The following is a 23,659-nucleotide window of genomic DNA, read 5'->3' as shown; positions in this document are numbered from 1 at the left end:
AGGAGCCCTCCCAATGCGCATCCGACACCGCCTCGCCGTAGCCGGCGCAGTGATCGCGGCCCTCGTCGGCTCCGTCGCCGTGGCCGCCCCTGCCTACGCCGACGACTACCCCAGCTGGTCAGACGTCGAGAAGGCGCGGTCGGACGAGTCGAGCAAGAAGTCGGAGATCAGCAGGATCGAGAAGTTGATCAGCGGACTCCAGTCGGCGGCCGAGACCAAGCGCAACGAAGCCTCGATCGCGGCGAACGCCTACCAGGACGCCCAGCAGCGCGCCTACGACTCCCAAGTCGACCTCGACATTCTGAACAGCAAGCTCGACGACGCGAAGGAGAAGGCGAGCAAGTCGGCCACCAGCGTCGGATCGATCGTCTCGCAGCTCGGACGCAACACCGGCTCGTCCGTCGGCGCCGAGCTCTTCGTCGCCCCCGGCGACGCGGAGGACACCCTCTACCGCCTGAGCGCGATGTCCAAGCTCAGCCAGACCCAGTCCGACCTGCTCGCCTCCGCGGAGCAGGACGCCAACCAGGTCGAGTCGCTCACCGCCCAGGCCGACGTCGTGGCCGAGGAACTCGAGAAGGCCCGCGCCGAGGCGGAGACCGCGATGGCCCAGGCCCAGGCCGCAGCCGAGGCAGCGCAGGCCGCGGTCAGCGAGCAGGAGGACAACGAGGAGCGGCTGACCAAGCAGCTGGCCACGCTCAAGGGAACGACCGCCTCGGTCGAGAAGGACTACGCCGCGGGCGTCGCGTTCCGCAAGGCAGAGGCCGAGCGCAAGGCCAAGGAGGAGGCCGAGCGCCTCCGCAAGCAGCAGGCGGCCGCGGCGGCCGCAGCAGCCGCAGCCGGCGGCTCCTCGTCGGGTGGTTCCTCGGGCAGCTCCGGTGGGTCCTCCTCCGGCGGCGGATCGTCGTCGGGCGGCGGCAGCAGCAGCGGCGCGTCCGGAACCTACTGGACCCCCTCGCCTCAGGGCTGGTACCGGCCCGCCCCCGGACCGATCACCTCGCCTTACGGCCCCCGCGATCAGCTCTGCGGCGGCACCGGATGCTCGGTCGCCGGATGGCACGCTGGCATCGACTTCGGTGACAGCTGCGGCACGGCGCTCAAGGCCATCGGCTCCGGAACCGTCACCAACGTGTACAACGCCGGAGGCTTCGGCAACCGCGTCGTCATCAGCCACGGGAACGTGACCTCCATCTACGGCCACATGCAGAGCTTCGGCGTCAGCGTGGGACAGAAGGTCTCCGCCGGTCAGTACATCGGAACCGTGGGTCGGACGGGCGTGGCCACCGGCTGCCACCTCGACCTGAAGATCGACGTCAACGGCGTCGAGACCGACCCGGCGAAGTTCCTCGCCTCCGTCGGCGTCCGCGTCTACTGATCGCCGCCGCTCCGTTCCCCGGCCGCCGCTGAGCGCCGGCGAACTGCGGGCGGTGCCGACGCCACGATCGCGGACCGGTGGTCCCCGTCGGGGACGGTAGCCGCGGACGCGGAATCACCCGTCGCCGCCACCGCCCGCGAGACACCCGCTCGGCCGGACCGGGGCGCACCACGCGGTCGGGTCCTGTCAGCGGACCCCCGCGTCGCCAGCACCACGGACAGCACCGCACCCGCGCCGACGACCGCGCTCACGCAGAGCGCGACGACCGCGGCGGTGGACCAGCCCGTCATGATCAGCAGTGACATCGTGCGACCCCTTTCGTCTGACGTGAGTCTGCGAGCGCGGGCTATGCGCCAGCTGAGCCGGGCACATGCGTCCGCTCCGAAAACCGGAGGCGTGCCGCGGACGGACAGCTCAGGAGCCCGACGCGGCCGGGATGAAGGAATACTTCGTCGTCAGGTACTCCTGGATGCCCTCCCTGCTCCCCTCCCTGCCGAGCCCGGACTGCTTCACCCCGCCGAAGGGGGCCGCGGCGTTCGAGATGACGCCCGCGTTGAGCCCGAGCATCCCCGACTCGAGCCGCTCGATCAGCCGGTGCCCGCGCGCGAGATCACGGGTGAAGGCGTACGCCGCGAGCCCGTACTCGGTGTCGTTCGCCAGTCGCACCGCCTCGTCCTCGTCGCCGAACCGCGCGATGGCGAGGACCGGCCCGAAGATCTCCTCGCGGAGGACACGGCTGCCCGGCCGGACGTGGTCGAGCACGGTGGCCTCGAAGAAGCTACCGGGCCCCGGGACGACCGATCCGCCCGTCAGCAGGCTGGCGCCGCGCTCGACGGCATCGGCGACAAGAGCGGAGGCCTTCTCGACGGCACGATGGTCGATGAGCGGCCCGATGACGGTCCCGTCCTTCCTGCCGTCGCCGAGCGGCAAGCCCCGCACGCGTTCGGTGACGCGCCGCGCGAACTCGTCCGCGACGTCCTCGTGGACGAGGAAGCGGTTGGCGGCGGTGCAGGCCTGACCGATGTTGCGGAACTTCGCCTGGAGCGCCCCCTCCACCGCCGCGTCGAGGTCGGCGTCGGCGAAGACGAGGAACGGCGCGTTGCCACCGAGCTCCATCGAGGTGCGCAGCACCGTTCCCGCCGCCTGGGCCAGGAGCGTGCGCCCCACCGGCGTCGAACCGGTGAAGCTGAGCTTGCGCAACCGCGGGTCGGCGATGAGCGGGTCGGACACCGCTGCGGTGTCGGTCGTCGTGACCACGTTGAGCACCCCGGCAGGGAGTCCCGCCTCGGCGAGGATCCGCGCGAGGGCGAGCGTCGTCAGCGGCGTCAGCGCGGCTGGCTTGATGACGACCGTGTTGCCCGCGGCGAGCGCCGGTGCGACCTTGCGCGTGGCCATCGCGAGCGGGAAGTTCCACGGCGTGATCAGGTAGCACGGTCCGACCGGATGCTGCGACACGACCATCGTCCCCGTGCCCTCGGGGGTGGCACCGTAGCGTCCACCGATGCGGACCGCCTCCTCGCTGAACCAGCGCAGGAACTCCCCGCCGTAGCCGACCTCCCCGCGGGCCTCGGCGAGCGGCTTCCCCATCTCCAGCGTCATGAGCAGTGCCAGCTCCTCCTCCCGCTCCCGCACCAGCTCGAAGGCTCGCCTGAGGATCTCCGCGCGGTCGCGCGGGGCGGTCGCCGCCCAGCCGGCCGCCGCCGCGACCGCCGCGTCCAGGGCCGCAGCGCCGTCGGCGGGGACGGCATCGGCGACGCGCGCGATGACCTCACCGTCGGCGGGGTTCACCACGTCGAAGCGGGCGCCGGAGGCGGACGCCCGCCAGCGGCCGTCGATGTACAGATCCGTGGGGGTGCGCGCGAGCAGGGTCTCGGCCGTGTCGGTTCCGGTGTCGGTCATGGGTTCTCCAGACGTCGTCGTGGCGGGCGGCTCGGTGCCGCCGAGCGCCCCGGTCCCGGGCGGAACCCGGTCCGCCCGGCTCGCCGCCGAGCCCCCGGACGTCACCCCGTCGGGCGCACTCGCTCGACGGCCACGATACGCTCCGCGCCGGGCGCGAGCCGCTCGGCACGGCGCCCGACGCCCCGCCCGGTCAGCGGACCGGCGGAGCCGCACCGCCCGGCATGACGGGGACGGCGTCGATCAGCTCGCGTGTGTAGTCGTCTGCCGGTGCAGCGAGTACGCGATCGGTCGGCCCCGTCTCCCTCACCACCCCGTGCCGGAGCACGAGCAGCGTGTCACAGACCCGCTGCACCACGCCCAGGTCGTGCGAGATGAACAGGTAGCCGACCCCGGTCTCCTCCTGGAGATCGGCGATGAGATCGAGGATCTGGCTCTGCACGGCCACATCGAGCGCCGACACCGGCTCGTCGAGGATCACGTAGCGCGGCACGACGGCGAGCGCCCTGGCGATCCCGACCCGCTGACGCTGGCCACCGGACAGCGCGCTCGGGCGGCGGCCGAGGTGCTCCTCGGACAGTCCGACCCGGTGCAGCCACTCGATCGAGCGGCGTCTCCTCTCCCCCGCAGCCAGCCGGCCGTGCCGGAGCTCGATCGCCTCGCCGAGCAGACGGCCGACGTCCCAGCGCGGGTCGAAGGAGGCGCCGGGGTCCTGGTAGACGAACTGCACGTCGCGGGGGTCGTCGCCGAGACCGCTCACACGACCGGAGTCGGGCTGCTCGAAGCCGGCGATGACGCGGGCGAGGGTGGTCTTGCCCGAGCCGGACTCCCCGACGACGCCGAGGCTTCGTCCCGGCGTGAGCCGGAGCGAGACCGACTCGAGCGCCGTGCGCTCCGAATCGTCGCGCAGGCGGAATCGCTTGCTGACGTCCTCCACGACGAGCGGGGTCCCGCCCGTCGCGGGCGGAGGGGAAGGCGCGACTGTCGCGGACGAAGCGGGGGTGGACGCGGCGGCGGACGGATACGCGGCGAGTGCGGCGGCGGAGGGGTCCGCGGCGAGTGCGGCGGCGGAGGGGTCCGCGGCGAGTGCGGCGGGCGGCTCGACCGCGACCGCGACCGAGGCCGTGTGACGTGGCGCGGTGGCGTCGAAGCGGGGGATCGCGTCGATGAGGGAGCGCGTGTAGGGGTGCTCCGGCGCCGAGAGGACCGCGTCGGCCCGCCCCGACTCCACGACCGCCCCCCTGCGCAGCACGTGGATCCGGTCGGCGAGCTCGGACACCACCGCCAGATCGTGGCTGATGAGCAGGATCGCGTGGCCCTGGGCCTTCAGCTCGGCGAACAGCGCGAGGATCTGCTTCTGAACCGACACGTCGAGGGCCGTCGTCGGCTCGTCGGCGATGAGCACGGCCGGCTCGCCCGCGAGGGCGGAGGCGATGAGCGCGCGCTGGCGCTGCCCGCCGGACAGCTGAGACGGGCGCTCGTCGATGCGGCGCTCCGGCTGGGGGACGTGCGCGCGCCGCAGCAGCTCGAGCGCACGCACACGCCCCGCCCGGCCGCGCGGGCCCCCCGTCGCCCTGACGGCCTCGCCGATCTCGGCCCCCACCGTGCGCAGGGGATCGAGCGAGGACAGCGCGTCCTGCAGCACGAAGCCGATCCTGCTCCCGCGGATCCGACGCCACTGCCGCTCGCCGAAGCCCCGGGCGTCGCGCCCGTCGATCTCCAGCGTCGTCGCCGTGACGTGTGCGTCCCGTCCGGCGAGGCCGATGAGGCTGCGCGCGCTCACCGACTTGCCCGAGCCGGACTCGCCGACCAGCGCCACGCACTCGCCCCTGCCGAGGGACAGGTCGAGTCCGGCGATCGCCGTCGTCGCGGCGGCCCCCCTGCCGAACTCGACCCGCAGTCCCTCGACCCGGATCAGCGGGGCGTCCGGGGTGGCTGTCATGCGCGTCCCTCCCTCGAGGCGTTGATCCAACGGCCGATGACCGTGGAGCTGATGACGAAGACGGTGATCGCCAGCCCGGGGAACACCGCGGCCCACCACCCGAGGGTGAGGAAGTTGCGGGCGTTGGACAGCATCGCGCCCCACTCCGAGGTCGGCGGCGGGCTGCCGAGGCCGAGGAACGACAGCGCCGCGCCCGCGAGCGTCGCCCCGCCGAGGCCGATCGTGGCGATGATGAGGACCGGCCGCACGGCGTTGGGCAGGATGTGCCTGAGCAGCACCGCGCGCGGTGCCAGTCCCAGGCCGTAGGACGCCTCGATGTAGGCCGAGGCCTTCACCTTGACGGCCTCGGCACGGACGACGCGCACGTAGCTCGGGATCCCGGCGATGCCGATCGCCAGGGTGGCGGTGCCGAGTCCGCCGCCGAACAGCGCGAGGATGAAGATCGCCAGGATCAGCTCGGGGAACGCCGCGCCGATGTCCGCGATCCGCAGCGTCACGGTCGAGACCACCCGGCGCGAGAGCCCGGCGACGAGCCCGAAGACGGTGCCGACCGTGACGGCGATGAGGACCGCCCCGAAGCCGAGCGCGAGGGAGCTGCGCGCCCCGTGCACGACCCGGGTGTAGACGTCCCTGCCGATCTCGTCCGTGCCGAAGGGGTGCTCGGGGCTCGGCGGCGCGAGCACCAGTCCCCTGTCGGCGGCGAGAGGGTCGCCGGGCGCGAGAAGCTCGGGCCAGAGCGCCGAGACCACGAAGAGCAGGAGCACGAGCGCGCAGAGTGCGGTGCCCGCGTCGGCGAGCAGGCGTGTCCAGCCGGCCCAGCGCAGACGCGACCGGGACGGGGAGGCGACGGCCTCCGCGACGACCCGGCGCTCACCGCCGCGCCCCCGTGGCGGCCCGCTCGCGCATGCGCGGGTCGATGAGCGGGTACAGCAGGTCGACGACCGTGTTGACGAGGATGAACACCGCGGTGCTCACCAGGACGACGGCGATGACGACGGGGATGTCCTGCGACGCGACCGACTCGACCAGCAGCCGGCCGAGCCCCGGCCGGCTGAACAGGGTCTCGGTGATCGCCGCCCCGCCGAGCAGGGCGCCGAAGGAGAAGCCGAGCATGGTCAGGTACGGGATGGCGGCGTGCCGGAGCGCGTGGCGCACGGTGACCGAGAGGCCGCCGAGCCCGCGGGACCTGGCCGTGAGGACGAAGGGCTGTTCGAGCGCGTCGTCGAGCGACTGCCGGAGCACCTGGAGCAGCAGCGCGGCCGTCGGCAGGGCGAGCGTGACCGCGGGGAACACGAGCGAGCGCAGGTCGCCGCCGTCGATGATGGGCAGCGCCCGCAGCCAGACGGAGAACACGAGCATGAGGACGAAGCCGAGCCAGAACACCGGCGTCGAGGCGAGGACGAGCTCCAGCGCGGACGAGATCCAGCTGGGCAGGCGGCGGCCGGCCGTGAGCACGGCGCCGACGAGCGAGAGGACGACGGCGAGCACCGTCGCGAGCAGGGCGAGGGCCAGCGTCGGACCCGCCTGGGCGACGAGCAGCGCCGACACCGGCTGCTCCTGCACGTAGGAGGTGCCGAGGTCGCCGCTGAGCAGGCGCCCGAGGTAGAGCACGAACTGCACGATCAGCGGATCGTCGAGGTGGTACTGCTCGCGCACGACGGCGAGCACCTCCGGGCTGATGTCGACCTGCTGCCTGCCCGCGCCGAGGATCGCGAACGCCGGGTCGCCCGGCACCAGCCTCAGCGCGAAGAAGGTGAGCGTCACCGCCCCGAGCAGGGTCACCAGGCTCACGCCGAGACGGCGGAGCACTCTCCAGACGGCGGCGCTCATGCGGCTCCTCTCCGGGGGACGCGGCGCGGGGACCGGACGGCATCAGCCGAGCCGGTCCCCGCGCCTGGGGTCAGGACTTCCAGACGTCGAACAGGTACGGCTGCGGCCAGGCGTTGTCCCAGCTCAGCCCGTTGACGTTCGACTGCCACGACACGAGGCGGGCCCGCGAGAACAGCGGAACCGAGGGGGCCAGCTCCGGCAGGAGCTCCTGCGCCTGGCCGTAGTACTCGGCGCGCTGCGTCGGGTCAGCGCTCGACCTGGCCTTCGCCAGGATGCCGTCCAGCTCGGGGTCGGCGAGGAACGACGCGTTCGAGCCGATGCTCGAGCCGTCGGAGACGTTGTCGCCTCCGTACAGCCGCCACAGCTGCATCCCCGTCGCCTCCGACTGGAACGAGGCCATGATCCCGTAGTCGCCGTTGTACAGCCGCTGCGAGAAGTCGGACGCGGGGACCGGCTGCAGCTCCACGTCGAAGCCGAGCGCCTTGGCGTCGATCTGGACCTGCTCGAGCGTGCGCTGGGCGAGCTGGTCGTCGTCGGCGTAGGGGATGGTGGTGGCGAGCCGCTCGCCGTCCTTGACGCGGAAGCCCTCGGCGTCGGTCTCGGTCCAGCCCGCCTCGTCGAGCAGCCTGCCCGCCTCGTCCACGTCGAAGGTGATCGTGTTCTCCAGGTCCTCCTTGTAGTCGGGCGTGGTCGTGGCCAGGTACTCCTGGACGGGGTACGCGCCGAAGGTGGCCGCCTCGACGATGCCCTCACGGTCGAGCCCGTGCAGCAGCGCCTGGCGCACGGTGACGTCGTCGAACGGCGCCTGCCTGGTGTTGAGGTAGAGGGTGTAGCCGACGCCGGGGAGCAGGAACTCCTCCGAGTCGTGATCCTGGTCGGCCGCCACCTGCTCGGCGTACTCGGGCGCGATGTAGTCGACCACGTCGGCCTCGCCGGTGACGAGGGCGTTGTACCTGGTCTGGTCCTCGGGGAGGAACAGGTACTTCATGCTGTCCAGGTAGGCGGCGCCGGCGTGGGTGCCCTCGGGGCCCCAGTTGTAGTCGTCGTTGCGGGTGTACGTCAGGCTCTGGCCCTTGACCCACGAGTCGAACACGAACGGACCCGTCCCGATGACGCTCGAGGCGAGCGAGTCGGGGTCCTCGGTGAGCTGCACGGGCGAGACGATGCCGAAGTAGGGCGCCGCGATGAGCGTGAGAAAGGTCGACTCCGGGCTGTCCAGGGTGATTGTGACGGTGTAGTCGTCGACGACCTCCGCGCTCGGGCCGAGTTTGGCGACCGAGCCGGTCGACTTGTTGGCCGGGTCGGCGACGTAGTCGATGTTCGTCTTCACCGCCTCCGCGTCGAAGGGCGTGCCGTCGTGGAAGGTGACGTCCTCGCGCAGCGTGAAGGTGTACTCGGTCGCGTCGTCCGAGACCTCCCACTCGGTGGCCAGCCACGGCGCGTATGTGCCGTCGCCGTTGTCCCAGACGAGGGAGTCGACGACCGGCGAGAGCACGTGCGCGCCACCGGTCTGGTCCACGAGCGGGTTGAGCTGCGGCGGCTCCGACCGCACCGCGACGGTGAGCTCGCCCCCGCTGACCGGCTCGCCGCCGGACTCCGCGTCGGGCGCGGCCCCGCCCGAGCAGGCGGTGAGCACGAGCGTTCCGGCCAGCACCGCGGCGACGGCGGCGCTGAGACGTCTGACGAACTGCACTGATGTCACGATCTTCCTCTCGGTCGGGGGCGAAGACTCGGTCAGGCTATCCAGTGCTGCGGGGCGCTCGGGAGGGGCCGTGTCGCACGACGACACCGTCCGTCATCGGGCGTCATGCAGCGTCATGAACGGTCATCCGAGTGGCGCGGATCCACGCGCAGCGCCAGCCGGATGACCCCGTGTGTCATCGCGGGATGCGGCGGGGGCGCGTGCTGAATATCGTCGCCGTGTACGGGTGTGCCCGCGCGAGCGCGCCGCACCCCGTCCCCGACCCGAGACCAACCCCACAGGAGGACACCCATGAGCGACTACTTCGACCGCGAGACCGACGGCGGCTACACCCGGGTCTACAAGGAGCACACGCCCGACATCCTCGGGGCGTTCAGCGCGTTCAACAACACGGTCTTCGCCGAGGAGGGCAGGGAGATCCCGCTCAAGTACCGCGAGCTCATCGCCCTGGCCGTCGGCGTGAGCACCCAGTGCGTGTACTGCATCGAGGCGCACACCCAGAAGGCCGTCGCCGCGGGCGCAAGCGAGGCGGAGGTCGCCGAGGCCGCCTGGGTGGCCACCGCGATCAAGGCCGGAGGGGGCTTCGCCCACGGGCGCCTGGCGTTCAAGCTCGGCCAGACGCACGAGCACTGAGCGGCGCCCCGGTGACCACTCCCCCGCTCGACCCCGACGCGCAGTGGGTCGTCGTCGACACCGACACCGGCATCGACGACGCGCACTCGCTGCTGTATCTGCTCGCCCAGCCGGACGTGCAGATCCTCGGCATCACGACCGTCTACGGCAACTGCAGCGTCGAGGACTCGGCGCGCAACGTCCAGACGGTGCTCCGGCTGACGGGACGGGAGGACATCCCCGTCCACGGCGGGGCAGCCGCCCCGCTCGAAGGAGAGCCCTCGATCGCCTGGTTCGTGCACGGGCACGACGGCCTCGGCGACCGCGGCCTCGACCGTGCCGAGGCCAGGCTCGCCGATGAGGATGCGGCCGACTACCTCGTCCGCATCGCCAACGAGCACCCCGGCCGCATCGACCTGCACCCGCTCGGGCCGCTGACGAACATCGCGCTCGCACTGGAGAAGGACCCCGAGCTGTTCCTCAAGTTCCGGTCCGTGGTCATCATGGGCGGTGCGGGGCCCTACCCGGCGCCGGGCGAGGCGACGGTCACCGACGCGAACACGCACAACGACCGGGCCGCCGCCGAACGGGTGTTCCGCGCACCGAACGCGGGCAACGTCGTCATGGTCGGGGTCAACGTGACCTCGACGGCGCTGCTCGAGGAGGACGTCACCGCGCTCCTGCTGGGCTCGGACCGACCGGAGGCGGTGTTCGCCGGGACGATCCTCGACGCCTACAACGACTTCTACCAGTACAAGTGGGGCAGGCGGATCTCGGCCGCGCACGACGGGCTCGCCTCGGTGATCCTGCACCGGCCGGAGATCGTCACCGGCTGGGTGGAGGGCCCCGTTGACTTCACCCCTGCCGCCGGCTCGCTTGCGACGCGCGTCGCCCTGACCAGCGCCGGCCTCCCCCTCGTCTTCGGCACGCCGGAGGGGCCGAGCGTCCGCGCCGTCACCGCCGTGGACCTGCCGGCGTTCCGCCGGCGCTTCGTGCATGCGCTGGCCTTCGGCCGTGAGGGGGCGCGCGGGTGAGCCGCGACGGCGACCCGATCGCGCCCCTCGGCCTCGCCGCGCTCGGGCTCGACGAGGACACGGCGCGGCTGGCGGACGAGGTCGTCGCGCGGATCGCGCGGAACGCCCCCGCACGCGACCACGACGGCGACCCCGAGCACGGCCTGCGCGCTGACGTGAGGGAGCTGGCGCTGCTCGGCGTCACCGCGGCGCGGCTGCCCCGCTCCGCCGGCGGTGCGGGACTGGACTACCCCGGCCTGGTCGAGCTGCAGATCCTGCTCGCACGGGCCGACTCGAACGCGACCCAGGCGCTGCGCACCCACCTGACGCTGAGCGACCGCACCGCACGGGCCCTGGCCCGCGGGGAAGACACCCCGTGGGCGGAGCGGATCGCCGCGGGCGAGCTCGTCGCCGGCGCGACGACGGAGACCGGCGACGGCGCGTCGGGGAGCGTGGGCACCAGCCTCGTGCGCGACGCCTCCGGCGGCTGGCGGCTGACCGGGGTCAAAGGTTACGCGACGGGGACCGGCTTCGCCGACTGGGTGAGGGTCCTCGCCTCGGACGAGGACGGCCGACACCGGGTCGCGACCGTCAGGGTGGATTCGCCCGGCGTCGAGCTCGCGGACGACTGGGACGGCGTCGGCCAGCGGCTGACGACCTCGGGGACGGCACGGTTCACCGACGTCGCCGTCGCGGAGGACGCCGTCGACCTCGGCGAGGGCTCGGCGAGCGACCGGCTCGGCAACCACGACGCCGTCCTGCAGCTCACCCACCTGGCCACGCTCGCGGGGATCGCGCTGCGGGTGAGGGACGACGCGGTCGGCTGGCTGAACGGACGCCGCCGGGGCTTCAGCCACGCCTCGACGGCCGTCCCCGCCGACGACCCCCAGATCCAGGAGCGCGTCGGCACGCTCGAGGGGCTCGCCCAGGCCGCCGTCGTGTCCGTGCGGGAGGCCGCGCGCCTGCTCGCCGCCGACCTCGACCGCCCCGCCGCGGAGCAGACCCTCGACGGCCACCTCGCGGTCACTCGCGCACAGCTGCTCGTTCCCGCGCTCACCCTGCAGGCGGCGCAGTCGGTCTTCGAGATCGGCGGCGGCTCGCTCGTCGACGCACGGCTCGGCCTCGACCGGCACTGGCGCAACGCCAGGACCCTGAGCAATCACAACCCCGTCCATCTCAAGGCGAGGGCGCTGGGCGACCGTGCGCTGCGCGGCGGCACGCTGCCGGAGATCTGGTACGTGGGAACGAGGAAGGACGGCGCCTGATGGGACGCCCCACCGACCGCCGGACGCTCGTCCTCGGTGCGAACGTCTACGACTACGGCACCGACGCGGGGGCGTGGCGCGCACCCGGCGAGGACCCGCTCCGCCCGTTCCGCGCCGAGTTCTGGCGGGACACCGCACGGACGGCTGAGCGCGCGGGGCTCGATGCCGTGTTCCTCGCCGACACCCCCGGCCTGTCCTCGAACCCCGCGATCCGGCCGATGCGCCAGCTCGAACCGCTCGCCGCGCTCGCGGTCGTGGCGGCCGAGACGGAGCACCTCGGCGCGATCGCCACGGTCTCGACGAGCACGACCGACCCGGTGGAGCTGAGCCGGCGGCTGCTGTCCTTCGGCGCGTTCAGCGGAGGGCGTTTCGGCTGGAACGTCGTCACGGGCGTCACCGGCCCCGCCGTCGCCGACTTCGGCTTCACCGCCCCTCCGGGGCGCGACGACCGCTACGCCCGGGCGGAGGAGTTCGTCGACGCCGTCGCCGCGTTCCTCGCCGCCGTCCGCGACGACACCGACTACCGCCACGACGGCCCGCTCTTCGCCGCACGGATCCCCCGCGACCGGCTCGGCGTCGACCCGGCCGTTCGCGCGCTGCTCCCGGACGCGGCCCCACTCGTCGTCCAGGCGGGGGGCTCCCCGCGCGGCCGTGCGCTCGCCGCCCGGAGCGCGGAGGCGGTGTTCGCGGCCGAGACGGTGCACGCCGGCGCCCTCGCCAACGCGGAGGACCTGCGCCGCCGCGCGGCCGCGCTCGGTCGCCCCGCCCCGCTCATCCTGCCGGGCATCCACCTCGTCGTCGGCTCGACGGAGGCGGAGGCGGAGGAACGGTTCACCCTCATCCACGAGCGCGGGCCCGAGGGCAACCTGCTGCGGCGGTTCTCCGCGATGTTCGGCATCGACGGCTCCCGGCTCGACCTGGACGCCCCGGCCGAGGAGGAGCTGGCGCGCCTGGCGACCGATCCGGAGGCGACACCGGTCGGGTTCCGCACGGCGATCGCCGCCTACGGGGCCGCGGGCGGGCTGAGCGTGCGCCAGCTTCTGCGGTACTTCGCCGGGTTCGGACACCAGCTCTTCGTCGGGACGCCGGAGCGCCTGGCCGACATCATGACCGAGTGGCTGGACAGCGGCGCCGCCGACGGCTTCAACCTGCTCTTCGACACCAACCCCTGGGGGCTCAGGGAGTTCGCCGACCACGTCACGCCCGTGCTGCGCGCCAGGGGACTGCTCGCGGACGCACCGGGTGCCCCCTTCGCCCGGCGGATGAGGGAGGCCAGACGATGACGACCACGATCCTGCGCATCGACGACGGGGAGCTCGCCTCCCTCGCCGTCGATGCCTCCGGTCCGGTGTCCGCGCGGAGGGCCCTCGGCGCCGAGCTGGACGCCGCCGCCGATGTGCTCGTGCTCGGCGCCGCCGACGGGGGCACGGGCCCCGACCGGACCGCGGCGGCGGGGTTCCTGCTCGCCCTGACGCGCCGGGTGGTGGTCGTCCCCGTCGTGGGAGGGCAGCAGCACCCGATCAACGTCGCCAGGGCGGTGGCGACGCTCGCCCTGCTGCACGACCGCCGGATCGGCGTCGCGGCGCAAGACCCGGCGCTGCTCGGCGTGCTGGCGCGGCTCTGGGAGAGCTGGCCGCTCGACAGCGTGGTCGCCGATGTGGAGGCGGGCGTCTACGTCGACGCCTCCCGGATCCGGCGCATCGTCCACCCCTCCTCACCGATCGGGGGCCCGCTGACCGTCCCCGTCGCCGCCGACGACACCCCACCGACGCTGCTCGTCTCCCCCGGCCGCGGTGCCGGTGGTGGGCCCGCCGCTGCCGAGCCCACCGCCGCGGACGCGGGCGACGGGGTCGAGCTGGTCCTCGATCTGGGCTCGATCCCGCTCTGGCGGCGCGGCCGCCCGGCGCGCGACGGCTCCGGTCCCGCACGGTCGGCGCGGCGCGTGCTCGGGCTGGGCGCCTCCGTGCCCGTCGCCGAGGGCGTGCCCGCCTTCGACGGGGCGGGGTCGGCCGAGCAGGTCTGAGCGCGCTCAGCGGTCGGCGGTCACTCGCCGGCGGTTGGCGGCTAGCGGCCGGCGGGGCCGTTCGTGTCCCGCCGACCGCGCTCACTCCCCCGCGAAACGCTCCAGCACCGAGCGAGCGCCATACTCCCTGCGGAACAGACCCCTGCGCTGCAGCTCGGGGACGACGTGGTCGACGAAGTCGCTGAGGCCGGAGGGGAACAGGTCGAGCATGATGTTGAAGCCGTCGGCCGCCCCTGACCGGAACCAGGACTCCATGGAGTCGGCGATCTGCTCCGGCGTCCCGGCGAGGAAACGCTGGCCGTAGCCGCCGAAGTCGCGGAGCAGGCGGCGCACGCTGGGCTGCTCCGTGCGGATCCGCTCGATGAGCACCCGGCGGTACGCCGCCGACCAGCCGGCGTCGCGCCGCTCCGCGTCGCGCAGCACGCTCTCGGGCACCGGCGCGTCCAGGTCCACGTCGACGAGGTCGGTGCCGAGCGCATTGGCCAGCGCGTTGAGGCTGTAGCGGGCCGGGGCCAGATGCTCCCAGTGGTCGAAGCGCTCCCACGCCTCGCGCTCGGTGCTCCCGATGACGATGGCGAGGCCGGGGAACACCCGCACCGCGTCGGCGGGGCGACCCGCCTCGACGGCGTAGCCCCTGATGGTGTCACGGTGCGCCGCCGCGGCGACCGGGTCCTGGTCGACCGAGTAGACGCCGTCGGCGACGAGCCCGGCCAGGCGCCAGCCCGGCTCCGAGCCGCCCGCCTGGACGATCGCCGGCCTGCCGTCGACGAGCCTGTCCATTCCGAGCCCGGCATGCACGCTGATCGAGCCCTCGTGGTCGACGACCGCGTCCGTGCCCGCCGTGTCCCAGAGCGAGCGGACGACGGTGACGAACTCCTCGGCCCTGGCGTAGCGGACGGAACGCTCCGGCAGCTCCTCGACACCGAAATTGCGCACCGCCTCGACGTCCCAGGTGGTCACGGCGTTCCAGGCGAAGCGCCCCGAGGTCGCCGTGTGCAGCGCCCACAGCCGCCTGGCCAGCTCCACGGGGTCGTTGAGCGTCGTCGACGACGTCGCGACGAAGCCGAGGCCGTCGGTGACGGCGGCCATCGCCGGCACCAGAACGGTCGGGTCGAGGTACTGCACCGGTCGGCTGCGCGGATCGGTGATCGCGGGCCGGTCGGCGAGGAAGAGCGCGTCGATGAGACCCCGCTCGGCGATTCGGGCGACCTCCTCCCAGTGGGCGCGGTCGACGATGGCGTCCGGCGCGATGTCGGGCGAGCGCCAGGCCGCCGGCCGCTGGCCGACGCCGAGGACGTTGACGTTGACCGTCATCAGCCGCCCCGCAGGGGTCGTCGGGGTCATGAGCTCTCCGTCTCGCTGCCTGAGGGGAACCGCGCCGAGGCACCGGGCAGCTCCGCGATGGTGGGGAAGGGCAGTCGCAGCCGCGCCCGGAGAGTTCCCGCGTCCGGGGCGTCCTCGCGGGGCAGCCGCTCGGCCGCGGCGACGAGCTCCCCGACCGTGGTCGCACGGACCGTCCTGGCCAGTGCCAGGGCGTGCTCGTCGGAGCCGGGGAGCAGCCACCGCTCGCCGTCGACGACCAGGTCCACGTGCCGCTGCGGGTCGGCGGCGTCCCCGTCGTGCCCGACGATGACGGGCAGGTGCTGCGGACTGCTCGGGACGTTGAGCGGGCCAGCCACCCGGTGGACGCCGTCGGCGCCGATCCTCCGGATCGGCTCGGTCTCGGCGAAGGCGGGGGCGCCCCTGTCAGCGGCGATCGTCTCCTCGGGCCAGCTGCGCAGCAGCTGCTGGACGACGCGCTGCCGGTCGGCGTCGCGCTCGCCGGTGGCGGGCCGCTGCCACACCCAGGCGAGGCGCCCGCCGGAGAGCCGTTCGAGGCTGGCGATGCGCCTGGCCACGTTGTACGGATGGCCTGCGGCCTCCGGTTCCGCCACTCCGACCGCGAACCAGCTGCGGGGGAACAGGTGCAGCCAGCCGGCGATGGCGACACCGGCGTCGAAGTGACCGTCCTCGGCCTCGTCGAACTGGAACAGCGCGCCCCTGCGGTCGGCGAACGCCGTCGCCACACGGCGCAGGGCGTCGCGGTCGGCGGCGAGCGCGGCGCTGAGAGGCGCGGGGATGCGCACGACCGTGAGCTCCTCCGCCTCGGCCCGCGCCGCGATCGCGTCGCGCTGGGCCTGCAGCCGCTGCTCGGGGTCGCCGATGCGCGGCAGGCCGTAGAGCTCGCGCTCGGCGACGCCCCTCAGCCGGTGCAGCACGGGGTTGTGCGTTCCCACGGTCCTGGCGTTGCGCCAGAAGCGGTCGAGCGCCAGCACGCGCCGCAGCCGCTCGCCCTCGGCCGGATCGGCGAGCTCGGCCGGTAGGCGCATGAGCAGGTCGGCGGCGTCGACGACCTGGTCCACGATGACCGCCTGCGCGCGGAAGGCAGCCGCCTCGGCCGCGTCGGCGAGCTCGGCGGCGGAGCCGTCGCCGTCGACGATGGCTCGGTGCGCGTCGTCGGCACGACGCGCGACAGCGCGAAGCAGCTCACGGCTGGCGGCAGCGGCGGAGCTGATCCGTGCGTAGCCCTCCAGCACCGCCACCGGCGACGAGCCGTGCGCCCTGTCCACGAGCGACACCAGCTCGGCCGCGGCGATCCGGGCGCCCTCGGCGATGCCGGCGAGCACGGCGAGCAGGATGAGCTGCTGCCAGCCGGCGATGCCGAGGTGCTGGCTGTCGAAGGGGGCCACGTCGCCCGGGTCGACGACCGCACCGTCGAGGATCGTCGTCCCGCTCGCCGTGGCGCGCTGGCCGAAACCCGTCCAGTCGTCGAGAAGCGTCAGCCCGGGGTTGTCGGCCCGGATCGCGGCGATGACCAGCTCCCCCGCCTCGTCGACGGCGCTGTATTCCAGCCAGTCGGCGTACCGGCTGCCCGTCGAGTAGAACTTGCGTCCGCTGAGGGTGAGACCGGACTCGTCGCTGCGCAGTCGCGTGGTGAACACGCTCGTCCCCGAGCCGTCGGCCTCCGTCCAGCCGCCGCCGAGCATCGCTCCCCCGGCGATCCTGCCGAGCCAGCGCTCGCGGCGCTCCCCCTGCGGCGAGCTGACGTGCCGCTCGGTCGCCAGGACGTGGGTGCGCCAGCTCTGCGCGAGGCTGGGGTCGGCGGAGGCGACCGCGACGATCGCGTCGACGAGGTCGACGACGTCGCCGCCAAGACCACCGTCCTCGACCGGCAGCCGCAGTCGGCCGAAGCCGCTCGAGCGGAGTCCGTCGATGAATCTCGCGGGCACGGCGGGGGCGTCCTCGACGCTCGCCCGGCGGATCGCCGCAAGGAGCTCGGGAACGCCCGGCGCGGTCTCGGCCCAGGCGAGACGTCCGCGTTCAGGGGAGGTCATGTCGTTCAGCGTAACGACGGGGATCCCGCCGGTGCCGCCAGATTAAGCTGAGTGACGTCGGCCGGAGCGGCCGCCGTCCACCCGATGAGGAGAGCCCATGCCGACCGAGGCCGCCCGCACGTCAGCCCCCTCGGCTCCGACCGGCACGGCACCGACCGCCCCGTCGTCGGACTCCCGCTCAGTGGGGAACACGGCCGGTGTCGACGCCCTCCTGGCCGCTGCGCTCGGCTTCGCCGCGCTCGCGGAGGAGACGGCCGAGCTCGGCGAGCGGATCACCGCCGCGCGGAGCAGGCGGCAGTGGCACGGCAACGCGCCGCTCGCGATCGACGACGAGCAGTTCCGGCGCGTCCTCGGCGCCGCCAGGGGACGGGCGACCGTGTCCTCGGCCACCGCGGAGGCGCTGCGCCTCCGGGCGGAGCGCGGCGAGCTGGACGAGGAGTCGGCGGCGGCTGCCGTCGTCGGCCTCGCGGAGCTGTCACGGCTGAGCATCAGGAGCGTGTTCGACACGGTCGGCGCCTCGGCCACCCTCGCCGGGCAGGGGCTGGACGGCCTCTGGCGCCGCCAGCACGCCGCGGAGGCGGCCGGCGGCATCGCCGCCCTGACGCTCCGGGTCGCGCCGGGGGTCTGAGCGGATCCGCCCCGCCCGGCGGAGACGCCGGGCGTTGTCGATCAGTGTCGTCGACCGGTGCCAGTGCCCATGCCAGCGCCAGCGCGACGCTGGCGTCATCGACCGGCGCCGGTGGGCCGGGTCAGCGGCCGAGGTGGCGTCCGACGGCGGCGAGCCCCGCGTCCAGGTCGGCGATGAGGTCGTCGACGGTCTCGATCCCGACGGACAGCCGGACCAGTCCGTCCGTGATGCCGAGCCGCTCCCTCAGCTCCGGGGCGAACGACAGGTGCGTCGTGGTCGCCGGGTGCAGCACCATCGACCTGACGTCGCCGATGTTGGTCATCCGGCTGAACACCCGGAGGCTGTCGATAAGGACCGCGGCGGCCTCGGCTCCTCCGGTCACCGTCGCGGCGAACACGGAGCCGGAGCGGCCGCCGAGCAGCCGTTCGGCGACGGCGTGCTGCGGGTGCCCGGGAAGCCCCGCGTAGTCGACGCTCTCGATGAGCGGGTGCTCCGCCAGCCACCGGGCGATCGCGAGCGAGTTGTCGACGTGCCTCTCCACACGCAGCGACAGCGTCTCGACGCCCTGCTGGAGGAGGAACGCGTGCACGGGCGAGAGCGCGGGGCCCAGGTCGTTGACGATTCCCGCGCGGACGAACGCCTCGTAGGCGTGGCGGCCGGAGAGCTCCAGCACGGACGGCGTCCCCGGCGCCGGCCTCTCCGTGATGCCGGGGTAGCGACGGCCAGCCGACGCCCAGTCGAAGGTCCCCCCGTCGACGATGACACCGGAGATCGCCGCCCCGTGCCCGGTGAGGAACTTCGTCCCCGAGTGGACGACGACGTGGGCGCCGTGGTCGAGCGGGCGGATGAGCGCGGGCGTGCCGATCGTGTTGTCGACGATGAGGGGGATCCCGTGACGCGCGGCGATCCTCGCAACGGCGGGGATGTCGACGACGTCGTTCTTGGGGTTGGGGATCGTCTCGGTGAAGATGGCCTTCGTGTCCGGGCCGATCGCCCGCTCCCACTCGCCCTCGTCGTCGGGGTCCCACACGTAGTCGACGCCGACGCCGAAACGGCCGAAGGAGCGCTCGAACAGGATCCGCGTGCCGCTGTAGATGCTCGCCGTCGAGACGAACCGCTCGCCGTGCCCGACGATCGCCAGGAGCGCGGCGCTGATCGCCGCCTGACCCGAGGCCACGGCGATCGCTCCCGCCCCGTTCTCGAGCGAGGCGACCCGGCGCTCGGCGACGCCGTTGGTCGGGTTGAGGTTACGTGAGTAGATCTGCCCCTGGTCCTGTCCGCCGAAGCGGCGTGTGCTCTCCTCGAAGGAGTCGAAGCGGAACGCGGCGCTGAGGTAGACAGGGGCGGTGCGCGCGCCGTAGGCGGGGTCCTCGACCTCGCCCGCGTGCACCTGCCTGGTGTCGAAGCCGTAGCCGTCCCAGTCGTACTCGGGCGGGACGACCTCGTGGGTCGGGCGGGGAGGGTGCGGGCCATCAGTCACGGGCACGACACTAGGGGCTGCGAACGGCCGTGCGCAGCCCCGTCCGTCACGCGGGGTCACGAAGGCGCGCCGGTCGGATGGGGAGGACCGGCCTCACGCCTCGGGCGCGGCGGCGAGCGCGCCGCGCGACCAGCGGGCGATCCGCGAGCACGCGAGGGCGCGGGCGTCCGGCGCTGACAGCATGACGTCGTGCAGCGCCCCCTCGATGCGCTCGACCGTGACGGAGGAGCCGAGCTTGACCGCGCGTGCGGCGATGTTCTCGACGACGAGGACGCTGTCGCTTCGGCGCATCTCCTCCGACCAGTTGATCGCGATCGTCGACCGGGCCGACAGCAGCGTGAGCACCGGCATCCGCAGCCCCAGTCCCGAGGCGACGAGCTCGTGGGCGCTGATGACCGCCTGCAGCCAGGCCGGACGCACGGGGAACCCCCGCGCGGGGCGCCACTCGGGGTTCACGTCCCACTCGCCGCCTCCGCTGCGGCTGACGGCCCGGGAGTAGTAGCCGAAGTCGATGTTCGGCATGACGCTCGCCGGGGCGATCTTCGCACCGACGGCGATGAGCGGCGCGAGCGCCTCCCTGCCCGTCCCCCCGGTCTGCAGTTCGAGCCAGGGCGAGTTGAGCACGAGCGCGGCGACGCGGTCCTGGTTGCGCGAGGCCCACAGGCTCGCGGTGAGGCCACCGGTGGAGTGGCCGAAGACGACGAGGCGCCTCGGCCGCCGTGTGCTCTCGTCGATGACCCGGAGCGCCGCCTCGATGTCCTCGTCGTAGACGTGCAGGTCGTCGACGAAGCCGGGCGACTGCCCCGGCCGCAGGCTGCGACCGTACTTGCGCAGGTCCAGGGCGAAGAACCGCGCGCCGCGGGCCTCCCACCACATCGCCAGCTCCCGCTGGAAGAAGTAGTCGGACCAGCCGTGCAGGTAGAGGACGTCGACGTCGGCGAGCTCCGAGGCGGTCAGGGCGCGTCGGACGCCCCTGGCGAAGGACGGCGCGATCCGGACGAGGGTGGCTCCGACCGGCCCCTCCGCGTCGGTGCCGAGCGGCAGCTCGCGCTGCTCGAACGGGGCCCCGAGGATGTCGGGGCGCCAGTCCGCTGTGGTCATGCGATCAGCCTAGCCGCGGCCGCCGGCCGGTCGGGGCGTCTCCGCTTCGGTGTGTCCCCGCGGTTAGGGCCGGTCCGTCCGCCGCGCCCGGTAGGCGACGGTCGTGTACGGCACCAGGACCGTGTCGCCGTGTCCGTCGAGCAGCGTGTCGAGCTCGGCGAGCACGCGCCGACGTCTGCCCTCGTCCGCCGTGATCATGAAGCTTCGAGAGAGCACCATGTCGACCACGGCGTCTCGCGGGAGCACGTCGGTCCACTCGTGCTCGAGTCGTTCGACGCGGCCGAAGCGGCCGCCGGGTCGGGGCCGTCCGACGGTTGCCTCCGTGCTGCCCTCCTCGAGGATCGCGTCGAGCGCCGCCACCCAGGGCACGCGCGCATCGCGGAAGTTCCACACGAGTCCCAGGGTGCCGCCGCGCCGGAGCAGCCGTGCCGCCTCGCTCGACGCCGCCACGGGGTCGGCCCAGTGCCACGACTGGGCGAAGAGGACTGCGTCGGCGTTGCCCTCGCCGAGGGGGACGGCCTCGGCCGAGCCCTCGACCGCGGCCGCTCCGGGAACCCGTGCACGGAGGACGTCGAGCATTCCGGTCGACGGCTCGACGGCGATCACGCGCTCCGCCCTGCCGAGGAGCTGGCGGGTGAGCTTTCCCGTCCCTGCCCCGATGTCGACGACGCAGCGGGCGCCGTCGGGGACGAGCCAGTCGACGACCCGCTCGGGGTAGCCGGGTCGTCCGCGCTCGTAGGCCTCGGCGGCGGAGCCGAAGGACGCCGCCCGTCTGCTCCGCGAGTCGTCAGTCATTCCCCCACGCTACGCCGGTGGAGGCGGCGCCCCCGGCTTCGCCCCGCGGGTGCGCAGGACCGCAACCGGCGGGAACGGGGCCAGGACCTGTTGCTCGCCGCCTAGCCCTCGCCGCGCGAGATGCGGATCATCTCGTCGCGGGGAACGACCTTGACCCTCGCGCGCTCCCCCGCCCCGAGGCCGATCTCGTGCTCGTCCAGCCGGTGCCACCCGTCGAGGTCGGTGTACGCGACCGCCCGCTCGTCGAGGAGGGCGGTGATCGCCGACTCCTCCGGGTGCTCCGGCGTCCACCACAGCTCGCCGTCGGCGAGGAGGTTGGACACGGTCTCCATCGCGTCCGACTTGGTGTGGCCGATCAGGCCGACCGGTCCGCGCTTGATCCAGCCGGTCGCGTAGACGCCAGGGATCTGCACGCCGTCGACCGAGACCCGTCCGCCCTCGTTCGGGATGACGCCGCGCGCCTCGTCGAAGGGCACGCCGTCGATGGGCGAGCCGTAGTAGCCGACGGCGCGGTATGCCGCCTGGACGGGGAGCTCCCTGACCTCGCCGGTTCCGACGACCGTACCGTCCGGCAGCGGGGCGGTGCGCTCGTAGCGCAGGGCGCGGACACGACCGGCCTCGTCACCGACGAACTCCAGGGGCTTCGCCCAGAAGTGCAGGTGCAGCCGCCGCGACGCCTGCCCGGTCTCGCGCTCCCGCCAGGAGCGCAGCACCCGGTCGATGACCATGATCTGCTTGTTACCCGCGACCAGCGCGGCCGTCGTCTCCGCGTCGGGGAAGTCGGCCTCGTCGAGGATCATGTCGACGTCGCGCAGCTCGCCGAGCTCGCGCAGCTCCAGCGGCGTGAACTTGACCTGGTGCGGGCCGCGACGCCCGAACACGTGCACGTCCGTCACCGGGGACGACGCCAGCCCCTCCGCCACGTTGGCGGGGATCTCCGTGCTCGCCAGGTCCTCGGGGTGCTTGACGAGGATGCGCGCGACGTCGAGCGCGACATTGCCGTTGCCGATGACGGCGATCTGCTCCGCCTCCAGCGGCCAGTCGCGCGGCACGTCGGGGTGCCCGTCGAACCAGCTGACGAAGTCGGCCGCACCGTACGACCCCTCGAGCTCCAGCCCCGGGACCGGAAGCGCGGCGTCCCTCACGGCCCCCGTGGCGAAGATCACCGCGTGGTAGTAGTCCCGCAGCTCCTCGACGGTGATGTCGGTGCCGATGTTCACGTTCCCGAAGATGCGCACGTCGCCCCGGTCGAGTACGTCCCTGAGCGCCGTGATGATGCCCTTGATGCGGGGGTGGTCGGGGGCGACCCCGTAGCGCACGAGCCCGTAGGGCGCGGGAAGGCGCTCGAACAGGTCGATGGATACGTCGACGTCGCGCTCGGCCTTGAGCAGCAGATCGGCGGCGTAGATCCCCGCGGGTCCGGCCCCGACGATGGCGATCCTCAGCTGTGACATTCGTCCTCCTCCGCGGGGCGCGCCCGCCTCATGCTCGTGACGCGGCCGGGGCCGCAGGGGTCCGCTCAGCTGGAGCGGTCAACGATGGTCCCGGCGAAGCGGACCAGGGCGTCCTTGACGGCCCCCGCCGGCAGCGGGTCGAGCGCGCGGACGGCCTCGTCCGACCAGCGCCGCGCGTCGGCGAGCGCCGAGCGGGTGACCTCGTGGTCGCGCAGGACCGCGACCGTGTCGGCGAAGGCCGCGTCGTCCGCGTCGGCGTCGTCGATCCGTGCCACGAGCGCCGCCGCGTCGGCGTCGCCCGCGTCGGCCAGGCGCCTGAGCCTGATCGTCGGCAGCGTGTCCACCCCCGCACGCAGATCCGTTCCCGGGACCTTCCCCGTCACCGCGGGGTCGGCGGAGAGGTCGAGCACGTCGTCGGCGAGCTGGAACGCGATGCCGATCCGCTCGCCGTACTCGAGCACGGGGGTCTCGAACTCGCGCGGCGCGTTCGAGAAGATCACGCCCGCACGGGCCGCGGCGGCGATGAGGGAGCCGGTCTTGTCGGCGAGGACCTGGATGTAGTGCTGCTCACGGTCCTCGCCCTCGGCGGGGCCGACCGTCTCGTGGAGCTGTCCGAGCACGAGCCGCTCGAAGGTCTCCGACTGGAGGGCGCTCGCCCTGTCGCCCAGAGCGGACATGAGCTGGCTCGCCTTGGAGAAGAGGAGGTCGCCGGCGAGGATCGCGACCGAGTTGCCCCACACCCTGTGTGCGCTCGGCACACCGCGGCGGCGGTCCGACTCGTCCATGACGTCGTCGTGATACAGCGATCCGAGGTGGGTGATCTCGATACCCTGCGCGGCATCGATCACCTCGGTCGTGGTGCCGTCGCCGAGCTGGGCGGTCAGGAAGAGCAGCATCGGGCGGACGCGTTTGCCGCCCGCCTCAAGCAGGTAGCGGCTCGTCGAGTCGACGAGGGCGTCGGTCGAGCGGAGGGAGGTGACCAGTTCGGCCTCGAGCCGGTCGAGGCCGTCGTCGACCGCCGCGATCAGCCGTTTGGTCGCGGGGGACGCCAGCAGGCGCTCCGTCAGGCCCAGCTGCCGGGACAGGGACGTCCCGTGTCGACGTACGCTCGAGTTCACCCGACCAGCCTAGCCTGCCGCGCGCGGCCGATCAGCCCCCGTCGGGACGGGCCG

The 23,659-nt window shown here is 73.4% G+C and carries 19 protein-coding genes; 7 read left to right on the top strand and 12 right to left on the bottom strand.

Going from position 1 to position 23,659, the window contains the following annotated elements; translation table 11 throughout:
• Positions 1 to 13: 13 nt before the first annotated feature.
• Positions 14 to 1,372: a M23 family metallopeptidase gene (locus tag FM119_RS04330; protein WP_087136449.1), complete on the top strand. Its 1,359-nt coding sequence runs from the start codon at positions 14 to 16 to the stop codon at positions 1,370 to 1,372.
• 414 nt (positions 1,373 to 1,786) lie between these two features.
• Here the strand turns inward: FM119_RS04330 and FM119_RS04320 are convergent, their stop codons facing one another.
• From FM119_RS04320 to FM119_RS04300, 5 genes are all read right to left on the bottom strand, one after another.
• Positions 1,787 to 3,271, bottom strand: coding sequence for an NAD-dependent succinate-semialdehyde dehydrogenase (locus tag FM119_RS04320; protein ID WP_087136447.1), 1,485 nt, complete (start codon positions 3,269 to 3,271; stop codon positions 1,787 to 1,789).
• Between the two features lie 190 nt (positions 3,272 to 3,461).
• The gene (locus FM119_RS04315; protein WP_087136446.1) at positions 3,462 to 5,210 is read right to left on the bottom strand and encodes an ATP-binding cassette domain-containing protein; all 1,749 of its coding nucleotides are present in this window, start codon (positions 5,208 to 5,210) and stop codon (positions 3,462 to 3,464) included.
• Positions 5,207 to 5,974, bottom strand: a complete 768-nt coding sequence (locus tag FM119_RS04310; RefSeq protein ID WP_218778719.1) for an ABC transporter permease — start codon at positions 5,972 to 5,974, stop codon at positions 5,207 to 5,209. The genes FM119_RS04315 and FM119_RS04310 overlap by 4 nt, the downstream gene beginning before the upstream one ends.
• A gap of 106 nt (positions 5,975 to 6,080) precedes the next feature.
• Positions 6,081 to 7,040, bottom strand: coding sequence for an ABC transporter permease (locus FM119_RS04305; protein WP_087136444.1), 960 nt, complete (start codon positions 7,038 to 7,040; stop codon positions 6,081 to 6,083).
• 70 nt (positions 7,041 to 7,110) lie between these two features.
• A complete protein-coding gene (locus FM119_RS04300; RefSeq protein WP_179205193.1) occupies positions 7,111 to 8,742 on the bottom strand; it encodes an ABC transporter substrate-binding protein in 1,632 nt (543 codons plus the stop codon).
• A 291-nt stretch (positions 8,743 to 9,033) separates the two neighbouring features.
• Here FM119_RS04300 and FM119_RS04295 point away from each other — a divergent pair, with 291 nt between their 5' ends.
• From FM119_RS04295 to FM119_RS04275, 5 genes are read left to right on the top strand one after another with little or no spacing between them, the layout of a single operon-like run.
• On the top strand, positions 9,034 to 9,375 hold the full coding sequence (locus FM119_RS04295) for a carboxymuconolactone decarboxylase family protein (protein WP_087136442.1): 342 nt from the start codon (positions 9,034 to 9,036) through the stop codon (positions 9,373 to 9,375).
• Positions 9,376 to 9,386: 11 nt separating this feature from the next.
• A complete protein-coding gene (locus FM119_RS04290; protein WP_179205192.1) occupies positions 9,387 to 10,388 on the top strand; it encodes a nucleoside hydrolase in 1,002 nt (333 codons plus the stop codon).
• Complete coding sequence (locus tag FM119_RS04285) at positions 10,385 to 11,632, top strand: acyl-CoA dehydrogenase family protein (protein WP_087136440.1); 1,248 nt, start codon at positions 10,385 to 10,387, stop codon at positions 11,630 to 11,632. The genes FM119_RS04290 and FM119_RS04285 overlap by 4 nt, the downstream gene beginning before the upstream one ends.
• Entirely contained in the window at positions 11,632 to 12,915 is a 1,284-nt protein-coding gene (locus tag FM119_RS04280; RefSeq protein WP_087136439.1) for an LLM class flavin-dependent oxidoreductase, read from the top strand. The genes FM119_RS04285 and FM119_RS04280 overlap by 1 nt, the downstream gene beginning before the upstream one ends.
• Complete coding sequence (locus tag FM119_RS04275) at positions 12,912 to 13,655, top strand: LLM class oxidoreductase (protein WP_087136438.1); 744 nt, start codon at positions 12,912 to 12,914, stop codon at positions 13,653 to 13,655. The genes FM119_RS04280 and FM119_RS04275 overlap by 4 nt, the downstream gene beginning before the upstream one ends.
• Positions 13,656 to 13,736: 81 nt before the next feature.
• Here the strand turns inward: FM119_RS04275 and FM119_RS04270 are convergent, their stop codons facing one another.
• Together FM119_RS04270 and FM119_RS04265 are read right to left on the bottom strand one after the other, a co-directional pair.
• Positions 13,737 to 14,999 carry an NtaA/DmoA family FMN-dependent monooxygenase gene (locus tag FM119_RS04270; RefSeq protein ID WP_087136437.1) on the bottom strand — a complete coding sequence of 421 codons (1,263 nt, stop codon included), beginning with the start codon at positions 14,997 to 14,999 and terminating at the stop codon, positions 13,737 to 13,739.
• Positions 14,996 to 17,029 carry a hypothetical protein gene (locus FM119_RS04265; protein WP_087136436.1) on the bottom strand — a complete coding sequence of 678 codons (2,034 nt, stop codon included), beginning with the start codon at positions 17,027 to 17,029 and terminating at the stop codon, positions 14,996 to 14,998. The genes FM119_RS04270 and FM119_RS04265 overlap by 4 nt, the downstream gene beginning before the upstream one ends.
• Positions 17,030 to 17,126: 97 nt before the next feature.
• Between FM119_RS04265 and FM119_RS04260 the strand changes: the two genes are divergently transcribed.
• Entirely contained in the window at positions 17,127 to 17,657 is a 531-nt protein-coding gene (locus FM119_RS04260) for an acyl-CoA dehydrogenase family protein (RefSeq protein WP_087136435.1), read from the top strand.
• 121 nt (positions 17,658 to 17,778) lie between these two features.
• Here FM119_RS04260 and FM119_RS04255 read toward each other — a convergent pair whose 3' ends face one another.
• The 5 genes from FM119_RS04255 to FM119_RS04235 all read right to left on the bottom strand — a co-directional run bounded on the left by FM119_RS04255 (position 17,779) and on the right by FM119_RS04235 (position 23,605).
• The gene (locus FM119_RS04255) at positions 17,779 to 19,137 is read right to left on the bottom strand and encodes an O-acetylhomoserine aminocarboxypropyltransferase/cysteine synthase family protein (RefSeq protein ID WP_087136434.1); all 1,359 of its coding nucleotides are present in this window, start codon (positions 19,135 to 19,137) and stop codon (positions 17,779 to 17,781) included.
• Between the two features lie 93 nt (positions 19,138 to 19,230).
• Positions 19,231 to 20,238 carry an alpha/beta hydrolase gene (locus FM119_RS04250; protein ID WP_087136433.1) on the bottom strand — a complete coding sequence of 336 codons (1,008 nt, stop codon included), beginning with the start codon at positions 20,236 to 20,238 and terminating at the stop codon, positions 19,231 to 19,233.
• A 63-nt stretch (positions 20,239 to 20,301) separates the two neighbouring features.
• A complete protein-coding gene (locus FM119_RS04245) occupies positions 20,302 to 21,033 on the bottom strand; it encodes a class I SAM-dependent methyltransferase (protein ID WP_087136432.1) in 732 nt (243 codons plus the stop codon).
• Between the two features lie 101 nt (positions 21,034 to 21,134).
• Positions 21,135 to 22,487 carry an FAD-dependent oxidoreductase gene (locus tag FM119_RS04240; RefSeq protein WP_087136431.1) on the bottom strand — a complete coding sequence of 451 codons (1,353 nt, stop codon included), beginning with the start codon at positions 22,485 to 22,487 and terminating at the stop codon, positions 21,135 to 21,137.
• A 65-nt stretch (positions 22,488 to 22,552) separates the two neighbouring features.
• Positions 22,553 to 23,605 (bottom strand): polyprenyl synthetase family protein, encoded by a 1,053-nt coding sequence (locus FM119_RS04235; protein WP_087136430.1) that lies wholly within the window; start codon positions 23,603 to 23,605, stop codon positions 22,553 to 22,555.
• Positions 23,606 to 23,659: the final 54 nt, after the last annotated feature.

The sequence above is a fragment of the Mycetocola reblochoni REB411 genome (assembly GCF_900163835.1).
Lineage (GTDB): Bacteria > Actinomycetota > Actinomycetes > Actinomycetales > Microbacteriaceae > Mycetocola_B > Mycetocola_B reblochoni.
The sequence above is the reverse complement of the archived record's forward strand: the minus strand, read 5'-3'. Positions and strand labels throughout refer to the sequence as shown.

Bases quoted from the DNA above. Each gene is read 5' to 3' on its own strand.
- FM119_RS04330 (WP_087136449.1), top strand. From the start codon at position 14: ATGCGCATCCGACACCGCCTCGCCGTAGCCGGCGCAGTGATCGCGGCC.
- FM119_RS04320 (WP_087136447.1), bottom strand. From the start codon at position 3,271: ATGACCGACACCGGAACCGACACGGCCGAGACCCTGCTCGCGCGCACC.
- FM119_RS04315 (WP_087136446.1), bottom strand. From the start codon at position 5,210: ATGACAGCCACCCCGGACGCCCCGCTGATCCGGGTCGAGGGACTGCGG.
- FM119_RS04305 (WP_087136444.1), bottom strand. From the start codon at position 7,040: ATGAGCGCCGCCGTCTGGAGAGTGCTCCGCCGTCTCGGCGTGAGCCTG.
- FM119_RS04295 (WP_087136442.1), top strand. From the start codon at position 9,034: ATGAGCGACTACTTCGACCGCGAGACCGACGGCGGCTACACCCGGGTC.
- FM119_RS04280 (WP_087136439.1), top strand. From the start codon at position 11,632: ATGGGACGCCCCACCGACCGCCGGACGCTCGTCCTCGGTGCGAACGTC.
- FM119_RS04275 (WP_087136438.1), top strand. From the start codon at position 12,912: ATGACGACCACGATCCTGCGCATCGACGACGGGGAGCTCGCCTCCCTC.
- FM119_RS04270 (WP_087136437.1), bottom strand. From the start codon at position 14,999: ATGACCCCGACGACCCCTGCGGGGCGGCTGATGACGGTCAACGTCAAC.
- FM119_RS04265 (WP_087136436.1), bottom strand. From the start codon at position 17,029: ATGACCTCCCCTGAACGCGGACGTCTCGCCTGGGCCGAGACCGCGCCG.
- FM119_RS04260 (WP_087136435.1), top strand. From the start codon at position 17,127: ATGCCGACCGAGGCCGCCCGCACGTCAGCCCCCTCGGCTCCGACCGGC.
- FM119_RS04250 (WP_087136433.1), bottom strand. From the start codon at position 20,238: ATGACCACAGCGGACTGGCGCCCCGACATCCTCGGGGCCCCGTTCGAG.
- FM119_RS04245 (WP_087136432.1), bottom strand. From the start codon at position 21,033: ATGACTGACGACTCGCGGAGCAGACGGGCGGCGTCCTTCGGCTCCGCC.
- FM119_RS04240 (WP_087136431.1), bottom strand. From the start codon at position 22,487: ATGTCACAGCTGAGGATCGCCATCGTCGGGGCCGGACCCGCGGGGATC.